A 26,454-nucleotide genomic window follows, 5' to 3' on the forward strand; every position below is an offset into this window, starting at 1 on the left:
ATTATGCTTAAAAGCTTCTTCTGCAATGTTAATGGAACACTTATTATACGAAACAACGATAGGAGCGTAGTGCAATGTGAGGGGAATTGGAATGACATAAAATATTATTTATATAATTCATATTTCCGTTTTAAAAAACTAATAGTTCCTAAAATAATAATTAAAACAGCAAGTTGTATTAAATAAAATTTAGGATGATCGAAACCACCAAAATAATCAACAAAAATAATTCCGTTAATATTTGCATAGGTGATCATAAAAAAAAGCACTTCAAATAGTTTCTCTCCTTTTGAGTATATACCCAATATAGCAGCAAGAAGTACAATAAAAATACCACCTAATAATATTGATATAACTGCAGTAAATTGAAATGATAATACTAAACGAATTAATAATGGAAAAGCCAATAATAGCATTAAAAAAATAACCGAAAATATTTGTGAGAATAATAACCTACGAATAGGATTGTAAGAAGTAAATGCAAAATAATGAACATTGTTTGTAATTTCTTTTGTGGTTATATCTGAGACTCTATTTACTTGTAAAAACCATAAAATTGGTAAGATCATTTGATGTGCTATTTTTAAAGGAAGTACTAAAAGTAAAACCATACCAACAATATTTACTATCCATAACCATTTTTTACCTTTTCTAAATAACAATAATAATTCTACTTTTAATAAAGGAAAAATACTGCGAGTTATTTGAGGTTTGGGTAAGTTTGATAAATTAATATCATTTAAGTTACTTGGTTTATTAACTGCATTTATAGATTTCTTTATGGAACGATGTTCTTTTATATTAAATCGATGAAATAAGGGCGAAATCATAAAGATTATGAGTATACCTATAGCAATCCAAATAAAACGACTTAAAATAAATGAAGTTGGAAAATTAACTCCGTTAAACTCAAACTTACTTGGTTTTTTTACATTTCCTAATATGTAGCCAATACTCAAATCGGTGTTTTTATCAGTATTCGTAATTATCCGAACACTTTCTTCTAATTGATGCATCACAATTTTACTTCCAAAAATATCTAAACAATATTCTGTTTCAGTTTTAGGAGAAAATACCATTAGAATTGAAAATATAATGAAGAATCCAATATTTTGAACTACAGAATATTTTCCTAAAAAAACTTCAAAAACAATTGCTAAAACCGAAATGATAAACATTGCAGGAATTGTAATGAGTATATATGGTTTTATAAATTGAAATAGATCAAATGAATACCCATCATTATACAAGAAAAAGAGTAAAACACTCATTATAAAAACAATTAAAACAATTGTTAATAAGACTAAAAAATTACTGATTACTTTAGAAAATAAATAATTAAAATTATTGATTTTTGTAGTTGCAATAATCTGACCTACTCTTGAGTTTATATCTGTTTTAATGCTACTATTCACTAAATAAAATCCAATTAATGATAAAAAAATACTAGTCATAATTGCAGTAACATAACCAAACCAAGCAGAATTGTAATAGCCAACATAATCAGCAATTCTAATCGTAGAATAGCTGGCATTTGGTTCAGGAACAAATGTATAGGAAATTGCTAAACTCGCACAAAGAGTAATTAAAAACGCATAACCTCTTGTGCGTTGTAAATAGTCAGATTTTATAATGTTGATGAAAGATTTCATAAGTTGATTTTTTAATAGTGACTTAATTAATTTTGGTCAGGTATAAGTAAGCATCTTCTAAATTTGCTTCTTTACTAGTTGAATTTTTAACAGGAGTTTCAGCAATATATCTTACAATCAATTCACTGTTTTTTCGAGAAGTACTTACAACTATTTGTTGTGTTTTAAAAGTTGTTAATTCCTCTTTATTAATTGTAGTTTCAAATACTTTTCCAGTTACAGTATCTATGGTGTTTTCTTGATCTCCATGTGTTATTAAGGTCCCATTTTTCATAATTGCAACTTTATCAGCAATAGTATCTATATCAGACACGATATGAGAAGAAAGAATAACAATACAATCGTTTGCTAAATCAGAAATCAAATTTCTAAAACGTACACGTTCTTCTGGATCTAAACCAACTGTAGGTTCATCAAAAATCACAATTATAGGGTTGTTTAGTAATACTTGTGCAATTCCAACACGTTGTTTCATTCCTCCAGAATAGCTTCCTATTGGTTTTTTATCCGAATCTATTAGGTTCAAACCTTCCAATAATTGTGTGATTCTTGGTTTTAGATTTTCTCCTCCTATACCTTTCATAGCAGCCATATATTCTAAAAACTCATAAGCGTTTAGGTTTGGGTATACACCAAAATCTTGAGGCAAAAAACCTAATTGTTTTCGCATATAATTTGGATCTTTTGCAATGTTATTTTTATTTAAACTAATGATTCCATCTGTGGGTTTGTTAACGGTTGCTATCATTTTTAATAAGGTCGATTTTCCTGCACCATTTGGTCCTAATAACCCTAAAATTCCTTTTTCTATAGTAATTGAAAAGTCTTTTAATCCGTATTTATTTTTATTGTATCGTTTTGATACATTTTGTATTTCTAATTTCATAATTTAACTTTTAGTAATTACCTTATTGATAATTGTTGTAAATCCATTTTGAGAAAATGTTAATGCATTTTCATTTCCATCTACAACTTCCAGTGTAGCACCAACTGTTGTGTCATAAAGTGTAGTTGAGTTTTTTTGAGTCAATTTACTTTTTATTCCTTGTGCTTCTGCTATTAAAAATAATTTGCCGTTTTCTTGTGCAATTTCAAAAATTAAGTTTGCTTCTTTAAGTAAATATTTTCCCACGAATTTTTTGAAATTATCAATATTAACATTGTTGAATTTTTCAATTTCTTTATTGTCTAAATATGCTAACAAATCGTTTTTTAAGGACTCGTTTAATGGCATTCTATGAGTATTATTAAACATTAAATATAGATTCTTTGTTTCTGGATCATAGTTGTTTCTAAAAGAATATCCAATATTATTTCCTCCATGCCCAACTAGTTTTTTGCCATCATAACTAGATTTCATAAGACCAAGACCATAAGAATCATTCCCAGACTCTATCATTTGTTTTACAGTTTCTTTTTTTAGCAAAATTTCTGTTTCAAATAAAGAAGTGTAAAATATTTCCATATCCGATAGCGTAGAGGCAATACTTCCTGCAGCGTATGCAATATTTGCATAGTATTTATAATCTAAATAGTCTGTTACGTCTTTTTCTTGATGAAATGGAGTCGCTAAATTTGGTAAATTTTTATGCACATAAGGATATGTATTTTCCATTTTAAGCGGAGTAATAATACGTTCTCTAACCAAATCGAAATAACTTTGATCTGTTACTTTTTCAATAATTCTTCCTAGTAAAAAATAGTTTGTATTGCAATAATCATACTTGTCAATCATTTTCGGATCGTTTTTTTCTACTTGATTTAGCAAGTTATCATTGTATAAAGAGTCATTTTTTGCATAAAAAATGGTTTCAATATTTCGTCCTATAATTTCATCTAATCCACTTTCATGCGTTAATAAGGCCTCAATGGTTAAACATTGAGGTACGTTTTTAATTGGAGTAAGGTATGTTCCAATACTATCTGTTAAATGTATATTACCTTTTTCCATCTCTTGAAGAAATAGAATAGCAGTAAAAGTTTTGGTTGCACTACCTATATTAAAAACATTGTTTTCGTTTAGATTAAAACTACCAAGACTTAGTGTTTTTATCTCTTTGTCTTTTTTAATAAGAACGGCTACACCCTTATTCTGTTCTGTTAATAATGGATCAAATTTTTGTTTAATAATGTCTAGTTTGTTTTCTTGTCCATAAGAAATACATTGTATTCCTAAAAATACTAAAATTGCAAGTTGTTGTAAAGTTTTCATATTTGTCTTGTTTTAAAGTTTGATACAAAACTCATACAATTCTTCAATACCTAAAAAAAAGAATGACAAACGTCTTTTATAAAATGATAACCTTTAAAAAGCACTGTTATCATTAAAAATGGTATGTTTGAACTTCATTAATGAACGTTCATCATTAAAAAATGGAGATTGATAGATGAATTGCTATTTTTGAATGTATAATTAAACAACTAAAATGTCAAAACTAGATTCTTGGATAGATAATAAAATTGTACAAAACCTATTTATTTGGTTTTTCTTTTTTTTAATTTTATTAAGTACTGTACAATCTGAAAATAGAGTTCTAACATCACTTTTTATTATTCTTTTATTAGTCCCAGCCGTTTATGTAAATAATTTATTTGTTCTTCCTTTTTTAAGAAAAAAAACAATACTATTCTTCCTTTTTTTTCTTGTAAATATTTTATGTTTTACAGCAGTTTCTGTTTTATTAATAACTGTTGTATCAAAACAAGATTTTGAGCTAAGAATGTTAATTAACTTTTTTGGAATAATGATTTTAGCAATGGTTTTTTCATCAGCAATTAAATTAGCAAGAGATAGTTTTACTAGACGACAACAAGAAAAAGAAGCCGAGTTAAAGCTTCTAAAAGCACAGTTAAACCCACATTTTTTATTCAATACTCTTAATAACTTGTATGGATTATCTGTAATAAAATCAGATAAATTACCAAATTTGATGCTAAAATTGTCTGATTTATTACGTTATAGTTTGTATGAAACAAAAGAAACCTTAGTTCCTTTAGAAAAGGAGATTACTTATTTAGAGAATTATATGTCTTTAGAAAAAATTAGGTTAGAAGATAAAACCAATATTCAATATACAAAATCAGGCAATTTATCATCAAAAAAAATAGCACCTATGTTATTGATAGTTTTTGTTGAAAACGCTTTTAAACACTTAGGGGTTTTGGAAACTAAAAAGAGTAGTGTATCTGTTTCTATAAAAGAAGAAGGCAACAGTATAATTTTTAAATGTGAAAATACAATTGATAAATTTGATTTAAATGAAGAAAATTTAGAAAAGAGTAAAAGCGGAATAGGCTTAAAAAATGCAAAGAAAAGATTGGCATTAATCTATTCAGATAAACATAAATTAACAACAAATAAAAATAACAGAATTTTTAGTGTTGTACTAAAACTTAATTTGTAAAATGAAGAAATTACAATGTATCATTGCAGATGATGAACCAATAGCACGTCAAATTTTAGAGAACTATATGGAAGCACTTCCTAATTTTGAAATTGTTGCTTCTTGTAAAAACGCTTTTGAAGTACTCGAAATTTTACAAGAAAAAACAATCGATTTATTATTTTTAGATATTAATATGCCCAAGCTTTCTGGTTTAAGTTTGTTGAAAACGATGCAGCAAAAACCAGCAGTTATAATTACTACGGCATATCCAGAATATGCAATTGAAGGATTTGAACTCTCAGTAACAGACTATTTATTGAAGCCTTTTTCTTTAGAACGTTTTTTACAAGCTGTAAATAAAGTTCAGCAAAGACCAATAACTGAATCTAAAATAGTTACTGAGGTTAGGGAAGAAGCTCCAACATCAATATTTGTTAAGAGTGAAAAGAAAATTATTAAAATTAACTTTAACGAAATAAAATATATTGAAGCTTATGGTAATTATATTAAAATTCACACGCATAAGATGACTTTAACATCACAAACACTTTCAGACTTTCTTATTAAACTTCCAGGTTCATTTTTGCGAATCCATAAATCATTTGTAATAAATTTTAATAAATTGAAATTAATAGATGGTAATCAAATTATACTTCAGAATGAAATTAAATTGCCTATTGGTAAATTATATAGAAAAGATGTTTTAGATAAAATTTAGACTTAAAAAAAATAAACCTACATTAAAATAGAAAAGAAAATGGAGCAAATACTTTTCAATTATCTCTCGAAGTACATCTTATTAACTGATGACGAAAAGAAAGCAATTCTAGAATTAGATATATTCAAACAATTCAAAAAAGGAACACAACTTTTAAAAGAAGGAGAGTTATCAGATAACGGTTATTTTGTAATTAAGGGTTGTATTCGAACTTTTTACATCGTAGACGGAGTTGAAAAAACAACCGAATTTTATACAGAGGCAGAATCTCTAGAACCTTTATGTAAGATTAATAAAAAAACGTCTGATTATTTTATTTCTTGTGTAGAAGATTCAATATTGATGGTAGCTGATTCTGAAATTGAACAAGAAATCTTTCAAAAATTCCCAAGATTTGAAACTTTATGCCGTGTGCTTTCTGAAGAATTACTTGCCAAAAACAAAGCAGATTTTGATGATTTTAAAACATCTTCACCAGAACAACGTTATTTAAATTTATTTCAATCAAGGCCTCAACTACTTCAAAGAGTTCCTCAATACCAAATAGCAAGTTATCTAGGTCTTACACCACAATCATTGAGTAGAATACGAAAAAGACTTTCCGTTGGGGCAAAATAATATTATTTGAATCCATACATTTATTAACTAAAGTGAACGAACTATTGGTATCGCTCCGTTTAAATTTGCATGAAAACCTTTATATGCAAATTAAAAAACACTTATTTCTCATTCTTATTAGCATCAGTTCTGTACAGTTAAATGCACAATATCATAAATCTGATACGATATATAAAAAGTACTTTATTGGAAGCACTTTTGCTATGTTGGGAAATTTATTTCCAAATGAGAAACCAGATTTTGCACAATTTAATATTGGCTATCGCTTAACAGAAAAAGATGCAATTTCGTTGGAACTAAAAACTTGGAAGTATTACAAGCCTCTAGGATTACCTTACGGACCATCTTTTAATGCACCAGAAGAAAAATTTCCAGGATATATACATGAAAAAGGGTTTGCTGTTGCTTATCAACGATTTTTGTGGAAGGGATTATATACTGGAGTTCATGTTATGAGTGCTTGGCAATCGTTTGTAAATACTAACGATAAAAAAATTGACAATGGTTTTCAAGTTTTTAATACGTACAGACTTGGTTATCATTTTAAACTTTTTGGAGATCGATTTTTTATTCAACCATCTATTGCAATAACCCATAGGCCATATCACACAGCAATGCCAGATTCTTTTAGGCAACTTGATCATAAATACTCTAAATTCTTTTTTGGAGAACCAGGACTTCATTTCGGATATAATTTTTAAAGTCAAGCAAAATAAATATTTATGAATACAAAAGTTAAATTATCTACCTTGTGGATTGTAGTAATGATTAATTTATTATTTGCTGATATTCTATCAATCATGGTAGAACTTGTAAATAAAAATACTTTAGGAGACATTATAGGAGAAGTAACAATGACCATGGCCGTTGCAGCAATTTTAACCAATATTCCTATATTGATGATCTATTTTTCGAGAACATTAAACTTTAAATTAAACCGTATTTTGAATATTATTGCTAGTTTTATAACGCTAGTCTTCGTAATCGGAGGAGGAAGTTTATTACCTCATTATATTATATGTGCTGGTATAGAGATGATTGCGTTACTCATTATAATCCGTACGGCATGGAAATGGGAGGTTAGTTAAAATTACTTTAACTAAAAAAAGAGTATTTTTTACAACAAGAAAAACAACAACTTATTAAAAAATATAATATGATTAAATTAATACTTAAAGTCTTATTTATAGTAAACATTTGCTTAACTGTAAATGCACAATCACATAAACTTCAAGATTTTTATAATTATGATCCTGCGATAGAACATAGAGTTGATGAAATCTTTCATTCACTAAATGACACGACTCGTGTAGCACAAATGATTGTAACATCTGCAGGGGAATTGGGGAAGCCTGAAAATGTTGTTTTACAATTGGCAAGGGAGCATAAAATAGGAGGGATTGTATTTCTTAAAGGCACCAAGGAAAATCATAAAAGGATGATTGATAGTCTTAATGCTATTAATAATACTCGTAATCACTTGCCATTATTGTACTCAATTGATGCAGAACCAAGTCTGTTTAATGGTAGATTACAAGGAACCAATCCTCTTATGAATACCATTGATATTAAAACGGTTAAGCAGTCAGATTCTATTGCAAAAATTATCAACAATCATTTACTTGAAGTTGGTTTTCGTCAAAATTTTGCACCTGTTGCTGATATAAGCCCTCAAAATGAAGCCATTAAAAACAGAAGTTTTGGGAATGATAAAGAAAAGGTCATCGCATTGAGCAAACAATTTATTCAAACTACACAAGAACAAGGAATTATAGCTACAGCCAAACATTTTCCTGGACACGGATTGGTAAAAGGCGATACGCATAAAAAATCAGTGTATATAGATGGAACGTTGCAAGAGTTGGATGTATATCCACCACTTATTGAGGCTGGAGTACTTTCAATAATGATGGCACATATTACGATAGTCAATAATGCTACATATACTACCAATGGTCTTCCTGCAAGTTGTTCGAGAAATATTGTAACAGGTTTATTAAAGAACCAATTAGGTTTTAAAGGCCTTATAATTACTGATGCTCTTAACATCATGAAAGCCGTTACTATTATTGATAACGCACCTTTACTGGCCTCAAAAGCGGGAAATGATATGCTTTTGATGCCGATTGATGAGACTGAAGCGATTCATTCAATATTGGCAGAGATGGAGAAAGATTCTATTTATAAGCAACAAGTTTATCAATCCATTAAGAAAATTATACGGTTGAAATTATTTTTGGGTTTGATTGAATAAAATTTTGAATATTTAAAATTTTAATAACCTAAGTACTGGATATCGTATAGAAATAGAATGTTTCTGGGATATTTATTTTACATAGTATTGAAATGCATAGCATTCACGAAAACCAATTTATTAAATATTAAAGAGTTGAGTAAAATTATAGCTATCAAATAAACCTATAAGTTAAATAGCTGTAATTTCTTTTAACATAATATCTGACGATATAAGTCTTACAGCCATTATAACTGATATTATGCTAAATAGCCTGAAAAACGGCTATATTTTTAATAGGAAGCTTTTAATTATGAATCATCCACTGGATAATCCCTAATTAAAAATGTACTATAATGTTCTGCGTGGCGCCTGTCCCGTTCTTGAAACGGGATTACTTTGCTTTACTCATGCATTTCTATTTTTTTTATATTCGTGAATCTCCTTTGTCGATTTGGTAAAAAGCGAAGTTTAAACTACTACTTTTCCTTGATTTTTTTATTTCTAGAAGTTTCTTTAAAAATGTATTGAAGTACTCTTTGCCCGAAGCGATGGTAGGAGCGAAGTGTGAATGTGTGTGGAATGACTTTCAACTAATAAATAGTAGCAATCATAAACATGATTTAATTAATACTTATTCGTAATTAATGTTCATTAAAGCTATTCTAATTTATTAATGTTTATAAGCTTATATCATTTTTTATTATAAAAACGTTGAACATTCTTTACATAGCCCTGTTAAAACACAGTTCATATCCGTAACTAAGTAACCATCTGGAGCAGAAAAATTGACTTCAACAGGTAAACATTCTATAGTGTCACATTTAGTGCATCTAAAATGGAAGTGATTATGATTGTGTTTTTCTTTACAGTCAAGGCATATAGCAAAATACTGCTTTCCACTTTCTGCTATTATTTTATGTAAAATGCCATCATCACAAAACCGATTTAATACACGGTAAATAGTTGCTCTATTAATATCGATAGTAATTTTTTCTTCAATTGCATCTTGACTCATAGCTTTATCAGCTTTACTTAATACATTTAAAATAGCTTCTTTGGCAGGTGTATTTCTTCTTTTCATGCTAATGCGATTTATTTGCATTAAATTAATGCGATTGAATTGCAATAATAAAAAATAATAATATCTTTGCAAAGTAAATACATATAGAATTAGAGTCGTATTTTAATGAAATCTAGTAGTATAAAACATACCATCACTTATTTATTCCTTGTACTTTTTCTGTCAATGAAAATGGTAGGTTTGCATACATTCTCACATAATGGTGATGATAATCATGATGCACCATGTGAAATATGTCATTATGCAATAATTCATAATTTTACAACAGAACTCTCTTCTGAACAACAAGATTTTTCAATAAAAAACACAACGTTATTAATTAACAACATTGTTCTAAACAACTACAGTTTTAAAGTTTCTAACAGCATTGCGTCTAATCAATTATTTTGTAGACCTCCTCCTTTTATAGTAAATGTTTCCCTATAGTAAGTTTGTATTAAAAAGATGCTTTTCTTATAAAAAAGAACACCTTTTATTTCGTTATTCTATCGTTTATTAAGAATCTCTGAATGAAGATAATTCATTATATAAAACAATTTTTAGTTATAATAATTAGCTCTTTTTCACCATACAAATACTTCTAAAATATAGGTGGTTTAAGTTCTAACTCAAGAACAATTATTCAAATCTCTTTTTAATATAATTATGTTTCAAAAAACATTAGTATGGCTATTTATTAGTTTAAATACCATCGTATTTGCACAAAAAACGTATCAAGTAAAAGGTGTTGTATTAGACGCCATAACCCATCAACCATTAGAAGGGGTATATATTATTGGTGATAATCTACATGCAGTAACTTCTGTAACAGGAGAGTTCAGCATTAATGGGGTATTAGAAGGAACCTACAATTTTAAAATTTCTCATATAAGTTGTAAACATAAGGATATCACTGTTATAGTTGGTCCAGATATGCCGTTAATTAAAATTCTTTTAGATGAGTCTGATAATAAGCTTGATGAAATTCAACTTGTTGGAAAAACTAAAAAAAGGATCATTAAAGAAACACCAACAGTAACTGAGTTAGTTTCTAAAGATTTTCTTGTAAAAAATAGAGAAAATAGTTTGATGCAAACCTTAAGTAAAATACCTGGAGTTAGTACCATTAAAATTGGTTCTGGTCAATCTAAACCAGTTATTAGAGGTTTAGGATTTAATAGAGTTGTAGTAGTACAAAATGGTGTAAAGCATGAAGCACAACAATGGGGAAGTGATCATGGTTTAGAAATAGACCAATATGGAATTGAGAATATAAAAATAATAAAAGGGGCTGCATCATTAGTTTATGGTTCAGATGCTATTGCGGGTGTAGTAGATATAGAACCTAATAAAGTTCCGCTAGAAAACTCTTTTAAAGGCGAAGTAAATCTATTAGCAGAAAGCAATAATGATTTGTTAGGTATTTCTTTGGGCCTACAAAAGCGAAAAGAAAAATTGTTTTATCGTACGCGATTAACATTTAGAGATTATGCTGATTATAAAGTACCCACAGAAAAAATTAATTATGATAACTACATTTTTACATTACATGATCATAATTTAAGAAATACAGCAGGTACAGAAGCAAACGCAAACTTTAGTGTTGGTTATATTTCTAATAATGTTATATCAGAAACTTTTATAAGTAATGTATATGCTAAAAATGGTTTTTTTGCCAATGCACATGGTTTAGAGGTTAGAATTTCTTCAATAGATTATGATGCTTCTAATAGAGATATTGATTTACCCTATCATACAGTAAATCATTTTAAAGTGATAAATAATACTTCAATAATATTTAATAATCATACACTACTTTTCGATATCGGATTTCAAAATAATAAGAGAGAAGAGTATACAGAACCAACATCTCATGGTTATATGCCAAAACCTTCTAATACTAAAGAGCGTGATTTTCATAAAAAAACATTCTCATTAAATATTAAAGATACTTTTAAACCTAATGGAAACCACATTATTGTTGCGGGTATAAATACCGAATACCAAGATAATAATATTGCTGGTTGGGGATTTTTAATACCAGCATATAATCGTTTTACCATTGGTGGTTTTGCTTTTGACACCTTCAAAATTAATTCTGATTTTCATCTTTTAGCAGGTATACGTTACGATTATGGAGTTATAGAAAGTAAAGCTTATAATGATTGGTTTCAATCTTCTGTTGATAATGAAGATGGTTCCACCTCATTAATTTATTTACAAAGATCTCAAAACAAAACACTAGATTTTGGAAACATTAGTGCATCAGTAGGTATAAGTTATATAAACAACAAAACTACGTATAAAGCTAATATTGGTAAAAGCTTTAGAATGCCTTTGGCAAATGAATTGGCATCAAATGGTGTTAATTATCACATGTATCGTTACGAAAAAGGGAATATCAATTTAGAACCAGAAGAATCGTATCAATTAGATCTCGATATTAGTCATCAATTTAAAAATAGTAGTATAGGTGTGAGCCCATTTGCTAATTATTTTGAAAACTACATCTATTTAAATCCAACATCAAACTATTTTCAAACCCAACAGATATACGAATACACCCAAGCTAAAGTAGTACGATTTGGAGGAGAACTTAGAGCTACAACTACCATTTTTGAAAACTTACAATTAAACGCTTCGACAGAATATGTATATTCTAGACAAACAAGTGGACCTAAAAAAGATTTTACGTTACCATTTTCTCCACCTTTTTCTACATTATTATCAGCTAATTATCAATTTAACGACTTCCGTTTTTTGAAAGAACCACAAATTTCTGCTGATTTTAGAATTACTGCAGACCAAAATGAAATTGTACCACCAGAAGAAGTAACAAGTGGTTATCAAGTACTAAACATGTCTTTTTTAGCTACAATTGCTGCATTTAACAAAAGCACCCCTTTGCAATTAAAATTAAAACTTAACAATGTATTCGACACCAAATATTATAACCATACAAGTTTTTACCGCCTAATAGATGTACCAGAAGCTGGTAGAAACATATCAATAGCATTAACTCAAACCTTTTAATAATTCAAAAACCAAAACAATGAAAACAATCAATTTAAACCTTAAATCAAATTTAAAAACAATGAAAACAAATTTTAAACTTTTAGCCATTATTGCATTTTTTGGAATCGCATTAACATCTTGTAGTAGCGATGACGATGGACCAACATATGCTGCACCAGTAATTTCTAATTTTGAACTAGGAATAGGGGATAGCCACGTTGCATACTTAGGTTCTGATATTCATATAGAAGCCGATGTTGTTGCAGAAGGAAAAATAAGTACTATTACTGTAGAAGTACATAATGAAGAAGATCCTGATGGATGGGAATATGAATATACCTATGAAGAATTTTCGGGCTTATTGAATACCACGTTCCACAAACATGTTGAAGTTCCTGCTGATATAGCTGAAGGTGATTATCACTTTCATTTTATAGTTACTGATATGGAAGGAAATCAAACAATAATAGAAGAAGAAGAATTAGAAATTCAAGAACTTATTGATGATGAAAGCCCTGTTATTTCAATAACAACGAGTCCTGCAGACGGAGCTTCTTTTAGTACAGGAGAAACTATAAGTATCTCAGGAACTATAACAGATAACTTTGCATTGTCTGGTATGATAGTGGCATTAGTAAGAACAGAAGATAACATTACAGATGCAAATGTAGGAGGCTCTAATACATCTGTAATTGTAATGATGCATACTCATGATTTTACAGATCCAGATGAAGTTGATTTTACTGCTTCTATCAATGTAGGCGCTACAATGGATAATAATATGACACCAGCAGTAATTTCAGGTGATAATGCGTGGCAAACTGGTAGCTACTATATTTTAATTAAAACAAGTGATGCTAATGGTAATGGTGCAATTTCTGCTCATTACCCAATTAACATCAGTCTTTAAATAAATAAAATGAGTTTATTGGAGACCTCTTTACGGAGGTCTCTATAACTCTAAAACACAAAATTATGAAAACAATAAAATTAGGATTCATAGCAAGTTTAATGCTATTATTAGTAGCATCTTGTTCTAGTGAAGACGATAACGAAAAGGATTTACAAAAACCTACAATTTCATTAAATTATGATGCTGGTTTTCCGAAAGCATGTGAAGTATTGACTAAAGGAGAAACGTATCATTTTAAAGCACAAGTAACTGACAATTTAGAATTAGCTGCTTACAGTATAGATATACACAATAATTTTGATCATCATACGCATGATGACCAAGAAGCAACTTGTGATTTAGGAACTATAAAAGATCCTGTTAATCCATTTATATTTATTGAAAACTATAGTATAGACCAAGGATTAACATCATACGAAATAAACGTTAGCATTACGATACCAAACACTATTGATACTGGTGATTACCATTGCTCTTTTTCTGTAACCGATGTTACAGGTTGGCAAAGTGTAACCTCAATGGATATAAAAATTGTAGAATAGTTCAACTAATTATTTCATAAAAATAATGATATTAATAAATCAAAAACCAGACAGTATTGGAGCTATTTCAAGTACACTCTGTTTGATACATTGTGTTGCTACCCCATTTATTTTTATTACACAAAGCTGTACCATGACTTGTTGTGATGGAGCGCCTTCTTGGTGGAAAATTATAGACTATTTTTTCTTAGTAATTTCATTTTTCGCAGTGTATCGTTCTACACAAACAACTTCTAGTAAATGGGTAAAACCTGCTTTATGGTTCAGTTGGTTTACTTTGTTTATAATCATTATAAACGAAAAAGTAGCATGGTTTTCTTTAAATGAAAAAGCTATTTATGTATCTGCACTAGCCTTAATATTATTACACCTATACAATAAAAAGTATTGCCAATGCAATACGACTAAATGCTGCACAAATGAAGGATAAAGAACAAATTGATATCGAAGGAGATAATCATTTTTCATCAAACATTAAAACTCCTTTACGGGCTGATGCATTCGATAAATCGGATGATGAAAAAATAAAGAATATACAACATCATTTTAAAATGATCATGGAAGAAATGGGGCTCGATTTAACGGATGATAGTTTGTCTGGAACTCCATATCGTGTTGCAAAGATGTACATAAAAGAATTGTTTTATGGCTTAAACCCAGCAAACAAACCTAAACTTTCAGTCTTTGATAACAAGTACGGATATAAAAAAATGTTGATTGAACAGAATATCACTATAGATTCTGCTTGCGAACATCACTTTCTACCAATAGTTGGTTTTGCAAATGTAGCATACATTCCAAAAGACAAAGTAATTGGACTCTCAAAAATTAATCGTTTGGTAGATTATTATGCACGCAGACCACAAGTACAAGAAAGGTTGGTACTTCAAATTTTAAATGATTTACAAGAGGTTTTAGATACACAAGATGTTATTTGTCTCAGTAACAGCAAAACACCTTTGTGTTTCCTCTAGAGGTATAAAAGACCAAAGTAGTTATACTACAACTTTAGAATATGGTGGTTCTTTTTCTGAAACTGCAATTAGAAATGAGTTTTTAAAAATAATCATAAAATAAATATACATCTCTAATTATCTGTAAAATAACATCATTAGGATTTTATCGAATACGCGATTTTTAATACAGCCCAAAAAGGTTAGCTTTTATTTTGGCGCTGGCAAAGCGGTTGGATATTGTGTTTAAAAATAAATGCCATATAAGGCATTTAAATTTTTAAAAAGCAATCGAGCGCATTGGCATGCGGCTATTTTACATAACGGCTAATTATAGATACAAATTTTTTTTAAACGCTGCGAAGCAAACCGCTTAATAGTTTAATGACCCAAGTTCCAATTATACTAATGAAAACGAATGCTTCTGGGATATTTTACATAATACTACATTATAGCTATCAAATGGACTTCTCTCATAAAATACCAATGATAACATTTGTACTATAATGTTCTGCGTGGCGCCTGTCCCGTTCTTGAAACGGGATTACTTTGCTTTGGTAAAAAGCGATATTATTACACAATTTTTATTTTATTTTTTTCTTCTAAAAACTTTCTTTAAAAATGTAATGGAATACGCTTTTTACGAAACGACGATAGGAGAGTAGTGAAATGTGTATAAAATGGAAAATCATTACTTACTATACTCAATAAAAACATTCCCATTTACAAGTCGATTTTCATTATCTATTCCAGAAAACACACCAGTTTGATTGTATTTTTTACCTTTTAAATAATACGTTTTTAGATAAAAATTTACTCTTTCTAGAGCAATAATTCCTGAAAAATTAAATCTAAAGTTAATTATGGATCCTTTGTTTAGTAGCTCAATTCTATCTTTTTCGATATAAACATTTTCTGTAAGTGTCTCTATTTTATAGTTAGTTGCTACAATTTCAAACTTTAAATGTTCTTTAAAACCATTTTCAAATTGAAAAGTTATGTCATAAATACCAGGAATGTTATAATAGATAGATGCATAAGGGCTTTTATTTGATAGTTCTAAAAAATGTTTTCCAACAATACTTTCATTAACAATCCGTTTATTTCTAATTTCTAAGGCTATATATGCTGGTATATTTGGATCTTTTGATTTTTCCTCCATCTCTTCTTTACTCTTGCATTTTTCTAAAATAGAACGACCCGCTACTGGATTTGTATAAATATCAAATGCACAATAGGTACCAACTAAATAATTTATATTTGAAGGTGTTTTATGACCAATGTAATAGATCTCACTTGAACCTTCAATATATTTTGTCCCCGAAAGTGTTTTGGTTCTAATATATAAGGTATCTCCTTGCCGTGCAATATTACCATGACTGTAATGTTCTCTCATAGAACCATCATCAAGTGGATATATGAAAAAGTGCTGAATTTTTTTCCAATTATTTGAAATAATGGTTTTTCCTTTTAAAATGATGTTGTCTTCACCAAAGTAATAGTTTAAATAATAATAAGAAGTATTCGATTTATCTTTGTGAATTAAGGCAGATTGTTTTTCATTTTCATCTTTACTTAACTTATTGTCATCTAAAAATTTTTCAAAATCCTCATAACCAATATACAATAGAAGAACAGATTTGTAATAGTCATTTAATTTAATAACTGACTTTCCTTTTTCTAATTCTCGTGATTTATCATATAAATATTTTCCATTGATAAATTCAGTTCCAATTTCTTCAAAATCTTTCTTTAAACTGGGTTTGCTTTCATTAAAAGCTCCGTACCCGAATAGTTGAAAAGTTTTAGGCGTTTTTTTAAGATTATGCTTCTTTTTAAAAGTGTCATAAATGACTTCTAATAATAATTTAAAATATTCTGATGTTAATAATAATGAAGTTCTTTTTTCTTCCATAAAAATTCTTAAAAATTAATGTAAAATTATTAAAAATATTTTTAATAATTAAAATGAACAGGAATTAAGATTTGTAGATTACATTTACATTATAAAATTAACACTTATATAACATATATATTATGAAACAAAGTATTTTATTATTGTTCTTATTAATAAGTACAATATCTTTTTCACAAAATAGAGTTACAGGTAAAGTTACAGATACCTATGGAGAACCTATTCCTGGAGTAAGTATCGCCATTAAGGGTACAACTTTTGGTATAAGTACAGATTTTAATGGAAATTATCAAATAAGAACAACAGATGCAAATACTGTTTTAGTATTTTCATTTATTGGTTTTAAAGAACAGACCATTACTGTTGGAGATAAAAAAATAATAAATGTACAATTAAAAGAATCTAACGAATCTTTAGATGAAGTAGTTGTTAAAGGTTTTTCTGGAGTTATTGGAAAATCTAGAAAACGTACATCATCGATACAAATTACACCAGAATCTGTAACAGCTTTAAATGCGAAAGGTATTGAAAACGCAGGTATTATAGATGTTAGTTCATTTTCTGCTTTAGTTCCTAATTTAAAGTTTAACACTTCACAAGAAATTGGTTTAAATACCATAACTATTAGAGGTATTTCGCAAGTAAGGGGAGGAGATGCTCCTTTAGCTTTTGTAATTGATGGTGTTACAATACCAGATCCAAGTTTATTAAGTCAAGAATTATATGACTTAGCATTAATTGAAGTTGTAAAAGGTCCTCAAGGTGCTTTATATGGGAAAAATGCAATTGGAGGTGCTGTAAATATTTATACGAAAGAACCTACAAATAAAATGGCTAACAAAATAAAGTTAGGCGTTGGAAATGGTGGTCAAAAAGAAGTGCAATTTATTTCTTCTGGAGCTTTAAAAAAAGACAAAATATTTTATCGTTTTTCTACTCAATATAAAGATTTTGATGGTTTATTTACCAATGATTTTTTAAATGAAAAAGTAGATTTTAGAACAGATGTTAATGTTAGAGGACAAATTAAAGCTAGAATTTCTAATGATTTTAGTGTAACAGGTACTTATCAGTATTTTGATTTAAAAGGAGGTGCAGCCTATTATGCCGTAAATCCAATCGGTTTTGAAGGCGAATTTCCTGGTGGAGTAATGGATCCAAATCCAACAAATGATAACAATGTAATTGTAGCGGATGTATTAGGTAAATCGGATATGAAAAATAATTACGGAAACATAAAAATGGAATATAAATTTGAAAACATGAGTCTTCAAAGTATCACTTCTTTTAACAATGTTGAAAAAACAATGAATGGAGATCTCGACTTTTTGGATTTTGATTTATTTACACAAAACAGAGTTACTAAAACAACTACTTTCAATCAAGAAATTAGATTAAATAATAAAAACACCGACACAAAATTTGATTGGAGTATAGGTGGTTTTTATCAAAATACAGAAAAAGATCTTCTAGAAAATGGAACTTATGAAAGTGACCCTTATCCAGTTGCAGACTATGTAAATACAACAGAAACAATTGCACTTTTTGGGTTTGCAGATTATAAATTGACAGACAAATTAACTGCATCTGCTGGTTTTAGATATGATATGGATAAATTTAGTCAAGACGATACGCTTTTTGAAACAGCATCATCTAGAACTAACAATGTTTTTCAACCAAAAGCATCACTATCATATCAAGCTACAAAAAATATTCTTTTCTATGCTAATTACGGTAAAGGATATAGAACTGGAGGTTATAATGCGCAAGCAACAGGTCTTTTTAATAGAGAATTTAAAGATGAAACCTCAGAGAATTATGAGCTAGGTTTTAAAACAACTTCATGGAATGATCGATTTATTTTTAACGGTTCTGTATTTACTACCAGAATGAATAATCAACAACAATATATTTTGGATTTAGATACTTTTATTGCAGGTGTTTACAATTATAATGATAGTAAATTTGTTGGATTTGAGCTAGAGTCTCGCTTACGTCTTACAAACTTTTTAGATGCTTTTGCAAGTTACGGATATACTAAGACCGAAATAATAGATGGTGGTAAAGTTGGTGGTGATGATGGTAATACAACAGATAACACAGTCTATAATGGTAATAAAACACCTTTTGTGCCAGTTGATAATTTTAGTATTGGATTAGAATCTTCTTTTAAAATAAACGAAGAATTAAAATTTAACGGTTTTTTAAACCTAGATACTACGGGAGAAACATATTGGCATGAGAGCAACAGAGATGACTTTACTACAGCTGCATATTCTTTATTAGGAGCTAGAATTGGATTAGAATATAAAAACTGGAAATTAGATTTTTGGGGTAAAAACTTAACAGATAAATTATATTATCAAGAATTTTCTCCAGGAGAATTTGTGGGTAGCCCTGATGATGTAGCTTGGAGAGGTAGACCTTTAACTGTTGGTACTTCTATTTCAGTAAAATTTTAAAATGCTCCATTTTAGTTTAATTAATTACCAAGAGGGAGCAAAAGTTCCCTCTTTTTTTCACACTATTTATGACAAAAGATAAAAAAATATTAACTGCACGTTTTTCTAAAATATTAATTGAAACTATGTTTCAAGTTAAACCTGGAGAAACAGTAGCGATAACAGCAGACACAGGCTCTGATAGAGAAATAATAGATGCCATGGCAAATGCAGCAGCAGCAGCAGCAGGTATACCTTTAGTAATGTGGATGCCAAAAGCAGAACAAAGCGGACAAGCAGGAATGAAAGATTGGCCATCTGAAGCGTTAACTGCTGCACTATGCAAGGTAGATGTTTGGATTGAAGCACAATCTACCGTAATTTTATATTCAGATATTTGGGAAACCGCCTTTAAAGAAAATAATAAATTACGTTATTTGATTATTGCAGATTCAAGTATTGAATCTTTAGATAGAATGTTTACTGGTTTTGATATCCAATTACTTAAATCTCTTTTAAGTAAAGTTAGAGACATGGCAATGGCTTGTAAAAAGGTTCATATTACTAGTAATAATGGTACAAATGTATCTTACGATATAGATCTTAATTATGCATTCGATATTGATGACGGCGATTTTTCTATGCCAAAGTTTGGTACAGCTCCTGGATTTATAAATATAGTTCCTAAATTAGGCAGTATGAATGGGACTATCGCTTTTGACATATTGGAAGGAGCTCCAAGAGATGGCCAAATACAGTTTACCATGAAAAATGGTTCGATTATAGATGTAAATGGAGAAAATGGAGTAGAAGATTTTAAATCATATTTGGCATCATTTAAAGACGAAAACATGTATAAAATATCTCATAATATGTTTGGCTTAAATCCAGGAATAAAAGCCTTAACAGGCGAACTTTGTGAAGACGAACGTATTTGGGGTGGAGTAGACTTTGGGTTTGGTCACACTAGTGCAATGGATATGCCACCTTATGGTCAAGAAGCAAAATCGCATTTTGATGGGGTAGTTACAAATGTTTCTATATTTTTAGACGACATTCAAATTTTTGACAATGGTATAGTTTGTCATCCAGATTTAGTACCATTGGTCAATAACTTATTAACTAATTAAAATGGCAGAAGACCAAAATCAATACACAACCACAAAAGTGCAACCAAAAGACTTTGTGTCTGGTTGGGTTGTTGGTTTCATTATTGCGAGTACAGGATTATCAGTTTCTACACTATTTTTAGGTTCAGAAATTGCACTCAATCTAGGTCTTAATCAAGCGCTTATAGCATTTGGTATTTCCACATTTGTTTTAACTATAATGTGTATGGCAACCACATTAATTGGTAATCGATCTCGGTTATCAACTTACATGATATTACATTTTAGTTTTGGAGAATATGGAGCTAAAATTGTCAATTTTATTTTCGGTGTTACATTAATTGGTTGGTTTGCTGTAGCTATAGAGTTATTAGCAATTGCCATATATGATACTTCAATAAGTACTTTTGATGTTGTTGTATCAAAGGAGCTTATCATTATTGTAACCAGTCTATTTATAACCATTACAACAGTTTATGGCTTACGCAGTATTGAAAAGCTTGCCAATTTCTCTATTCCAATTTTAACGGCGTTTTTAGGGTATGTCTTTTATCGCTCTGTAGCAGATTTAGAAAGTCTATCGCAACTTTTCGACTATGTTCCAAAAAAAAATTCAATGACACTTTTTGAAGCAACATCAATTTTAATAGGTGCTGCGGTTTTATTTCCTGTGTTAATGGCAGATTTTTCTAGATTTGTAAAAACAGATAAACAAAGTTTATTTTCAGTATTGGGTTTAACCATTGGTACACCTTTGGCCTATATGCTTAGTGCTGTACCATCTATTCAAACTGGTGAAGTTGATATTATTAAAATAATGGAGCAGTACAATTTGGTAATTCCTGCTTTTTTATTATTGTTTATAGCGACTTGGAGCACAAATGCTACCAATTTATATTCAGCAAGCTTAACGTTTAGTACAATCAACAAAAGCTGGACCTTCAAAAAGGTTGCTATTGCGTCTAGTATATTCGGTACAATATTGGCATTATTAGGGTTTGCTACCTATCTATTTGATTTTCTAGAATTCCTAGGAATATTAGCACCATCAATTTCTTCAATATATTTTCTTCATTTCTTTTTCATTAAAAAGCAAATCTATAACCTACAGGATATAAACAAATGGGAATCTTCAGCTTTGATTAGTTGGGTCTTAAGTTCAATTATTACGCTATTTACGTATTTAGAAGTTTTTCAATTAACGCATGCGTATTTTATAGATTCATTTCTTCTTGGTGGATTAATCTATGTTCTTTTAGAAAGGAAGCGAATTTTCTAATCTACTATTATGTATATAAAACTTCATTATTTAGCTCGGTCTCATAAAATTTTGGTCAAAACAATAGAAGAAATGAGCGTACATATTTTATGCTATACAAATGCAATTATCCTGAGGATGATTGTCTTTGGATACAATACTTTACTAAAAGTCTGCTTCAAATCGTATTTATCTAAAAATGTACTTTAGGTACATTTTCTTAACGCTAAATAGTCTAAAATATAGCGTAACTAACTGTAATTGTTCACAAAATTGTATGCAGTCATGATTTTTTTGTTTAGTTCATGCGTTTTTATTGTTTTAAGTATTCATGAATCTCCTAAAGTCGATTTCTTTTGTTTCAAGAAAAAAAGATATACTCAAAACTCAAGAAGTTTAAATCTTCAAATTCTATTTTACATAATATTGGTAGTTACAATTAAAAAAGCTTAAATAGTAACGAGAATAGAATAAGTGCTTAGAATTTTATTTTTCTTAAAATTTAAGATCTTGTGGCAAGCTTACGAGAATCGTCTAAAATTTTTTATTACGTATTTTATCGAATACGCGATTTTTAATAAGAGCAAAAAGGCTAGCTTTTATTTTGGCGCCCGCCCGAACGTCCCTTTTTTGTACGGGCAAGTTGGCAAGCGTTGGAATACAATATTACCCACATATAAATCGTTACAAAGACATTTTATATAATGTCATATTATAATTACTAAAAAGTATTATAATGTTCTGCGTTATGTTACTTTGCTTGGGTAAAAGCGAAGTTATCTCCTCAAATTTCTTTAATTTTTTTCTTCTCAAATTTTTCTCTACGGATGTTAATGGAACACGCTTTTTACGAAACGACGATAGTAGAGAAGTGGAATGTGTGTGGAATGGATTATTATTATAGTATAAATAATTGTAACTTTGATTATAAATATTAAAATTATGATTAGAACCTGTTTATTAGTTTTTTTGATTGTTTGTATAACTTCAAACGCTTACAGTCAAGAAATTAATTTGAATATATATAATCCTTCTCCTGAACAAATTGTTGGTGAGAGTATGTATGTGCAGCTAGCAATCAATGCTACTTATGAAATTTCAATAGTAGAGGCTGTTATAGATGGTAATGTAACTCAGCTTAATCCAGTAGAAGGAAGTAATACTTTTGATGGTACTATCAGTCTTTCAAGTATTCCTCAAGGAATTCATATTTTGCAGATAAATGTCACAGATGTTTTAGATAATACAACTTCAGAAAATAGAACTTTTTTTTTGATACAAAACCTGAGGTAAATGTTCTATTACCATTGAATCATAGTGTTGCTAGACCAGAAATAGCAATTGAATTTGATGGAATGGATATTGAAGGAGATCTTCCAGTTATGTTATCATATAGTGTTAAAGTAGTTGATGAGAATGGAGCAGTTTATACTTTAATGGATTCTGATACATTGATTACAGGTGATTTTGACCTTACAGATTACATGAACACTAAGGTAACATTACTTCTCGAGGTTACCGATATTAGAAACCAAACAACATCTGTTAGAAGACAAGTTTATGTTGATCCAAGCGAACCTCTAGTTCAAGAATACTCCGTTCAAAATGAGATAATGGATTTTGATGGTAACAACATACTTTACACTAATAGAGAATATGCTTGGAGTCCCCTGTATCAGAGTTACTTGTATGAGATTGAATCAGTTTCAAAAACTGAAATAAGTACAGGGCAAGTAATGGATATTTCATTCACTACTGATACTCCTTTATTGAATTATAATGAATCTTTTAAATTATTAGATCAAGGCATTTATATACTTGGAGCGGATTCTGAAAATCTTAATGGTAGACGCAGTTTTATTTGGAATCCCAATACCAATATTACTACAGAAATAGGATTTACGGGTATTGATGTATATGATGATGAAAATCATATAGTACAAGTACATGATAACTCTGTTATTGGAGATGATTTATTGTTTAGTTTGTACGTTTGTGAATACACCGAAATATCTCCTGGTACATTTTTACAAGAATGTCAACCTCATTATTTTATTCAAAAAATATCAAATCCTTCTAGTATTAATTTATTGGATGGTTTTCATGGAGGAGAGAATTATGATAGTATTGAAAAAATATTCACTAACGGTGGTATACTATATTACAATAACGATGGAAATATCATTTTACTAAACAATGAAGTTGCAGAAAATATTACCACTGATGGTATTTCAGGCGAAATTAGAAATCGATTTGTAGCTTCTGATGGTAATTTATATGTTTATGTTAAAGAAATGGAACTACAAGACAATTATGCTATTGTTTTATATGATGGAGTAGAACAAATTGTACTTAGAGAAGCTGGTTCCCAATTTCTTTGGCCTGATGATTTTAAAATCAATAATGGTTATATCACTTACAGAAAAGAAGGTAATTTAGGTCAAGAATTAATAATGTTAAGAAAGCCTACAGGCGATATAGTTACAGTGGCTCCTTTTGGTACTGATAGCAGAATTGAAGAATTAAATGAAGAAGGAGAAGTTATCTTTATTAATAATAACAAACGATATTTATATACTCAAGAAGATGGTATCTTTCAAATATCAAATAATACCTTAGGTAGCCCTTATTATTTTAACAATACATGGTATATCTCTATGGGAAATACTCTTTTTTCCATTGATACAACATCCCCTCTTTCCATAGAAGATCAGGAACTAACTCAACAAGAACAAGTAATTATTTACCCAAACCCTGCATTTGAAGAGATTAATGTCAAGTTAAATTATAAATTAGCAAATGAAAAATTACAGTTTGCCATTTTTAATATAATGGGGCAAGAAGTATTAAATGGAGATATATCCGCACAAAGTAATAATTCAAGAAAAATAGATATTACAAATCTAAAATCAGGAATCTATTTTTTAAATATTTTGCATTTAGGAAATAGTATAACACGAAAGATAATTAAGGAATAATGTTTTATACTATGTAAAATAGAGTCAGTACGTTTTTACTCATAAATAGTGTTGGCAAAATGACCTCATAGAATTTTGGTAAAACAATAGGAGAGAGGAGCGTAATATTTTAGGGGTTTAGTTATTATTATTATTATTATTAATGGTTTTTAAGTGTTTTAAAGCATTTTTTACAGAAATCTTGGTTCGTCTACAATCTTTCCTAAAATATAGCGTAACGAACCGTAATTGTTTCCAAAATTATATGTAGTCTTGAATTTTTGTTTCTTTTGTTTCAAGACAAAAGATATTAAGTTTAAAATGTATCTTGTTATCTATGAATACTCTCAATGAAAACGCATTAAATTTCATGAAATCAGAGCTTAATAAAGCTCAAATAGAACTATCACAAAAGGAAAGTAGGAAAGAAGCAGTAGACTTTATTATCAAGGTTAATAATGGTAATTCTTATCAATTATTCTTTAAATTTATTGATGCTGTTGCAGAAAAATCTATTAAAATCTCAAAGCAAGATTTAGGAGAATTAAATGAAAATCTATTAATTAGTTTAGTTCTTTTAATTGAGAGCGAAGCGAAAGTTTTATATCTCATTCCATCAATAGTATTTTTAAATCCAAACTCAATATTTAAAAGTAATGACGTAATGTTAGCGCATTTATCTAATTGGGAAATTAGCGTTTTTACAAATGCAATTCCAGAATTAAGCAAATATGCTTTAGAGAATGTAAAACTTTAGTTATGAAAAGTATACTATTTGTTTGTTCAGCTAATAAAGACCGTTCAAAAACTGCCGAAGATTATTTTAGTAAGCATTATCCAAGTTTATCTTTTGATTCTGCTGGAACTAACAAAAAGACTTGTAATAAGCTTGGAACAAACTACATGAGCGAAGAACAATTAGATTTAGCTGATAATGTGTTTGTAATGGAAAACAAGCATTTAAAAGCTATTAAAGAAGCTTTTGGTAATACTTATTATAATAAAATAACTGTGTTGAACATTAATGATATCTATAAATATGGTTCTAAAGAATTGATTGAAATTCTAAAAACTAAAATTATTATGTAAAATAGGATTTCTAATAGAAACGGAATTAAAACATTAATAGGAGTTATAAATATAACAAGCGCTTAGAATTTTACTTTTTTAAAATTTAAGCTCTTGTGGTAATCCACGAGAATCTAGTAAAAAAAATTATAACGAACATTTCCTCGAAAACGAGAATTTCAATAATAGTTAAAAGCTAGCTTTTTTTTGGCGCTGGCAATGCGGTTGGAAATTGTGTTTAAAATAAATTGCCATAGCAATTTGATTATAAAAAGCAATCGAGCGCAATTGCAGTGGCAATTTTACATAACGACTAATTATAATACAAATTTGTAAACGTGATGTTTCTCGTGAATCGCGTATTTAAAAAAACTTGAACAATAGTTCAGAATATTAAAATTATACGAGAAGTATATTACTAATGTTTAATGACCCAAGTTCAAAGGTTTCTAATGGAAACAATACTTTCTGGGATATTTTACATAATATCATTATAACTATCAAATGGGCGTATTTGTATTATAATTTATATTATGTTAAATAGAGTTTTTAAGAGCATAAAAAAAACCACACCCTTTTGTATAGTATGTGGTTTTTATAGAAATCATTAAAA

The 26,454-nt window shown here is 29.0% G+C and carries 23 protein-coding genes and 1 pseudogene; 19 read left to right on the top strand and 5 right to left on the bottom strand.

Features of this window, described 5'->3' with window-relative positions; genetic code table 11:
* Positions 1-104 precede the first annotated feature (104 nt).
* From PHEL85_RS02430 to PHEL85_RS02440, 3 genes are read right to left on the bottom strand one after another with little or no spacing between them, the layout of a single operon-like run.
* Positions 105-1,652 (bottom strand): ABC transporter permease, encoded by a 1,548-nt coding sequence (locus PHEL85_RS02430; RefSeq protein ID WP_036820578.1) that lies wholly within the window; start codon positions 1,650-1,652, stop codon positions 105-107.
* A gap of 22 nt (positions 1,653-1,674) precedes the next feature.
* Positions 1,675-2,538 carry an ABC transporter ATP-binding protein gene (locus tag PHEL85_RS02435; RefSeq protein ID WP_036820582.1) on the bottom strand — a complete coding sequence of 288 codons (864 nt, stop codon included), beginning with the start codon at positions 2,536-2,538 and terminating at the stop codon, positions 1,675-1,677.
* Positions 2,539-2,541: 3 nt separating this feature from the next.
* Entirely contained in the window at positions 2,542-3,864 is a 1,323-nt protein-coding gene (locus PHEL85_RS02440) for a serine hydrolase domain-containing protein (protein WP_036820587.1), read from the bottom strand.
* 214 nt (positions 3,865-4,078) lie between these two features.
* On the opposite strand from PHEL85_RS02440, the gene PHEL85_RS02445 reads away from it, so the two are divergent.
* From PHEL85_RS02445 to PHEL85_RS02470, 6 genes are all read left to right on the top strand, one after another.
* Complete coding sequence (locus PHEL85_RS02445; RefSeq protein WP_036820591.1) at positions 4,079-5,056, top strand: sensor histidine kinase; 978 nt, start codon at positions 4,079-4,081, stop codon at positions 5,054-5,056.
* A 1-nt stretch (position 5,057) separates the two neighbouring features.
* Positions 5,058-5,756, top strand: coding sequence for a LytR/AlgR family response regulator transcription factor (locus PHEL85_RS02450; RefSeq protein ID WP_036820594.1), 699 nt, complete (start codon positions 5,058-5,060; stop codon positions 5,754-5,756).
* A gap of 39 nt (positions 5,757-5,795) precedes the next feature.
* Positions 5,796-6,374 (top strand): Crp/Fnr family transcriptional regulator, encoded by a 579-nt coding sequence (locus tag PHEL85_RS02455; protein ID WP_036820596.1) that lies wholly within the window; start codon positions 5,796-5,798, stop codon positions 6,372-6,374.
* Between the two features lie 83 nt (positions 6,375-6,457).
* Complete coding sequence (locus tag PHEL85_RS02460) at positions 6,458-7,075, top strand: hypothetical protein (protein ID WP_036820598.1); 618 nt, start codon at positions 6,458-6,460, stop codon at positions 7,073-7,075.
* A gap of 21 nt (positions 7,076-7,096) precedes the next feature.
* On the top strand, positions 7,097-7,462 hold the full coding sequence (locus PHEL85_RS02465; protein ID WP_036820601.1) for a DUF6326 family protein: 366 nt from the start codon (positions 7,097-7,099) through the stop codon (positions 7,460-7,462).
* A 68-nt stretch (positions 7,463-7,530) separates the two neighbouring features.
* Positions 7,531-8,628: a glycoside hydrolase family 3 N-terminal domain-containing protein gene (locus PHEL85_RS02470; protein WP_052108429.1), complete on the top strand. Its 1,098-nt coding sequence runs from the start codon at positions 7,531-7,533 to the stop codon at positions 8,626-8,628.
* A 682-nt stretch (positions 8,629-9,310) separates the two neighbouring features.
* Here PHEL85_RS02470 and PHEL85_RS02475 read toward each other — a convergent pair.
* Complete coding sequence (locus PHEL85_RS02475; RefSeq protein WP_036823007.1) at positions 9,311-9,691, bottom strand: Fur family transcriptional regulator; 381 nt, start codon at positions 9,689-9,691, stop codon at positions 9,311-9,313.
* 105 nt (positions 9,692-9,796) lie between these two features.
* Between PHEL85_RS02475 and PHEL85_RS02480 the strand changes: the two genes are divergently transcribed.
* The 6 genes and pseudogenes from PHEL85_RS02480 to folE all read left to right on the top strand — a co-directional run bounded on the left by PHEL85_RS02480 (position 9,797) and on the right by folE (position 15,217).
* The gene (locus tag PHEL85_RS02480; protein WP_156109081.1) at positions 9,797-10,117 is read left to right on the top strand and encodes a hypothetical protein; all 321 of its coding nucleotides are present in this window, start codon (positions 9,797-9,799) and stop codon (positions 10,115-10,117) included.
* A gap of 219 nt (positions 10,118-10,336) precedes the next feature.
* Positions 10,337-12,703: a TonB-dependent receptor domain-containing protein gene (locus PHEL85_RS02485; RefSeq protein WP_036820608.1), complete on the top strand. Its 2,367-nt coding sequence runs from the start codon at positions 10,337-10,339 to the stop codon at positions 12,701-12,703.
* Positions 12,704-12,722: 19 nt separating this feature from the next.
* The gene (locus PHEL85_RS17210; protein ID WP_052108430.1) at positions 12,723-13,595 is read left to right on the top strand and encodes a DUF4625 domain-containing protein; all 873 of its coding nucleotides are present in this window, start codon (positions 12,723-12,725) and stop codon (positions 13,593-13,595) included.
* A 65-nt stretch (positions 13,596-13,660) separates the two neighbouring features.
* Positions 13,661-14,140: a DUF4625 domain-containing protein gene (locus tag PHEL85_RS02495; RefSeq protein ID WP_036820610.1), complete on the top strand. Its 480-nt coding sequence runs from the start codon at positions 13,661-13,663 to the stop codon at positions 14,138-14,140.
* Between the two features lie 25 nt (positions 14,141-14,165).
* On the top strand, positions 14,166-14,570 hold the full coding sequence (locus tag PHEL85_RS02500; protein WP_036820613.1) for a MerC domain-containing protein: 405 nt from the start codon (positions 14,166-14,168) through the stop codon (positions 14,568-14,570).
* A pseudogene (gene folE / locus PHEL85_RS02505) lies at positions 14,560-15,217 on the top strand (GTP cyclohydrolase I FolE). The gene PHEL85_RS02500 and the pseudogene folE overlap by 11 nt, the downstream one beginning before the upstream one ends.
* A gap of 567 nt (positions 15,218-15,784) precedes the next feature.
* On the opposite strand, the gene PHEL85_RS02510 reads toward folE, so the two are convergent.
* The gene (locus tag PHEL85_RS02510; protein ID WP_036820615.1) at positions 15,785-17,008 is read right to left on the bottom strand and encodes a hypothetical protein; all 1,224 of its coding nucleotides are present in this window, start codon (positions 17,006-17,008) and stop codon (positions 15,785-15,787) included.
* Between the two features lie 122 nt (positions 17,009-17,130).
* On the opposite strand from PHEL85_RS02510, the gene PHEL85_RS02515 reads away from it, so the two are divergent.
* The 7 genes from PHEL85_RS02515 (at position 17,131) to PHEL85_RS02545 (ending at position 25,862) form a co-directional block, all read left to right on the top strand.
* Positions 17,131-19,470, top strand: coding sequence for a TonB-dependent receptor (locus tag PHEL85_RS02515; RefSeq protein ID WP_036820617.1), 2,340 nt, complete (start codon positions 17,131-17,133; stop codon positions 19,468-19,470).
* Between the two features lie 68 nt (positions 19,471-19,538).
* A complete protein-coding gene (locus tag PHEL85_RS17215) occupies positions 19,539-20,579 on the top strand; it encodes a hypothetical protein (RefSeq protein ID WP_052108431.1) in 1,041 nt (346 codons plus the stop codon).
* 1 nt (position 20,580) lies between these two features.
* Positions 20,581-21,837 carry a purine-cytosine permease family protein gene (locus tag PHEL85_RS02525; protein WP_036820620.1) on the top strand — a complete coding sequence of 419 codons (1,257 nt, stop codon included), beginning with the start codon at positions 20,581-20,583 and terminating at the stop codon, positions 21,835-21,837.
* Between the two features lie 921 nt (positions 21,838-22,758).
* On the top strand, positions 22,759-23,109 hold the full coding sequence (locus PHEL85_RS02530) for a hypothetical protein (RefSeq protein ID WP_036820623.1): 351 nt from the start codon (positions 22,759-22,761) through the stop codon (positions 23,107-23,109).
* A gap of 14 nt (positions 23,110-23,123) precedes the next feature.
* On the top strand, positions 23,124-24,794 hold the full coding sequence (locus tag PHEL85_RS02535; RefSeq protein ID WP_036820626.1) for a T9SS type A sorting domain-containing protein: 1,671 nt from the start codon (positions 23,124-23,126) through the stop codon (positions 24,792-24,794).
* A 349-nt stretch (positions 24,795-25,143) separates the two neighbouring features.
* Positions 25,144-25,530: a hypothetical protein gene (locus PHEL85_RS02540; RefSeq protein WP_156109083.1), complete on the top strand. Its 387-nt coding sequence runs from the start codon at positions 25,144-25,146 to the stop codon at positions 25,528-25,530.
* Positions 25,531-25,532: 2 nt separating this feature from the next.
* The gene (locus PHEL85_RS02545; protein WP_036820631.1) at positions 25,533-25,862 is read left to right on the top strand and encodes a phosphotyrosine protein phosphatase; all 330 of its coding nucleotides are present in this window, start codon (positions 25,533-25,535) and stop codon (positions 25,860-25,862) included.
* Positions 25,863-26,454: the final 592 nt, after the last annotated feature.

Origin of the sequence: Polaribacter sp. Hel1_85, from assembly GCF_000766795.1 — a bacterium.
Taxonomy (GTDB): Bacteria; Bacteroidota; Bacteroidia; order Flavobacteriales; family Flavobacteriaceae; genus Polaribacter.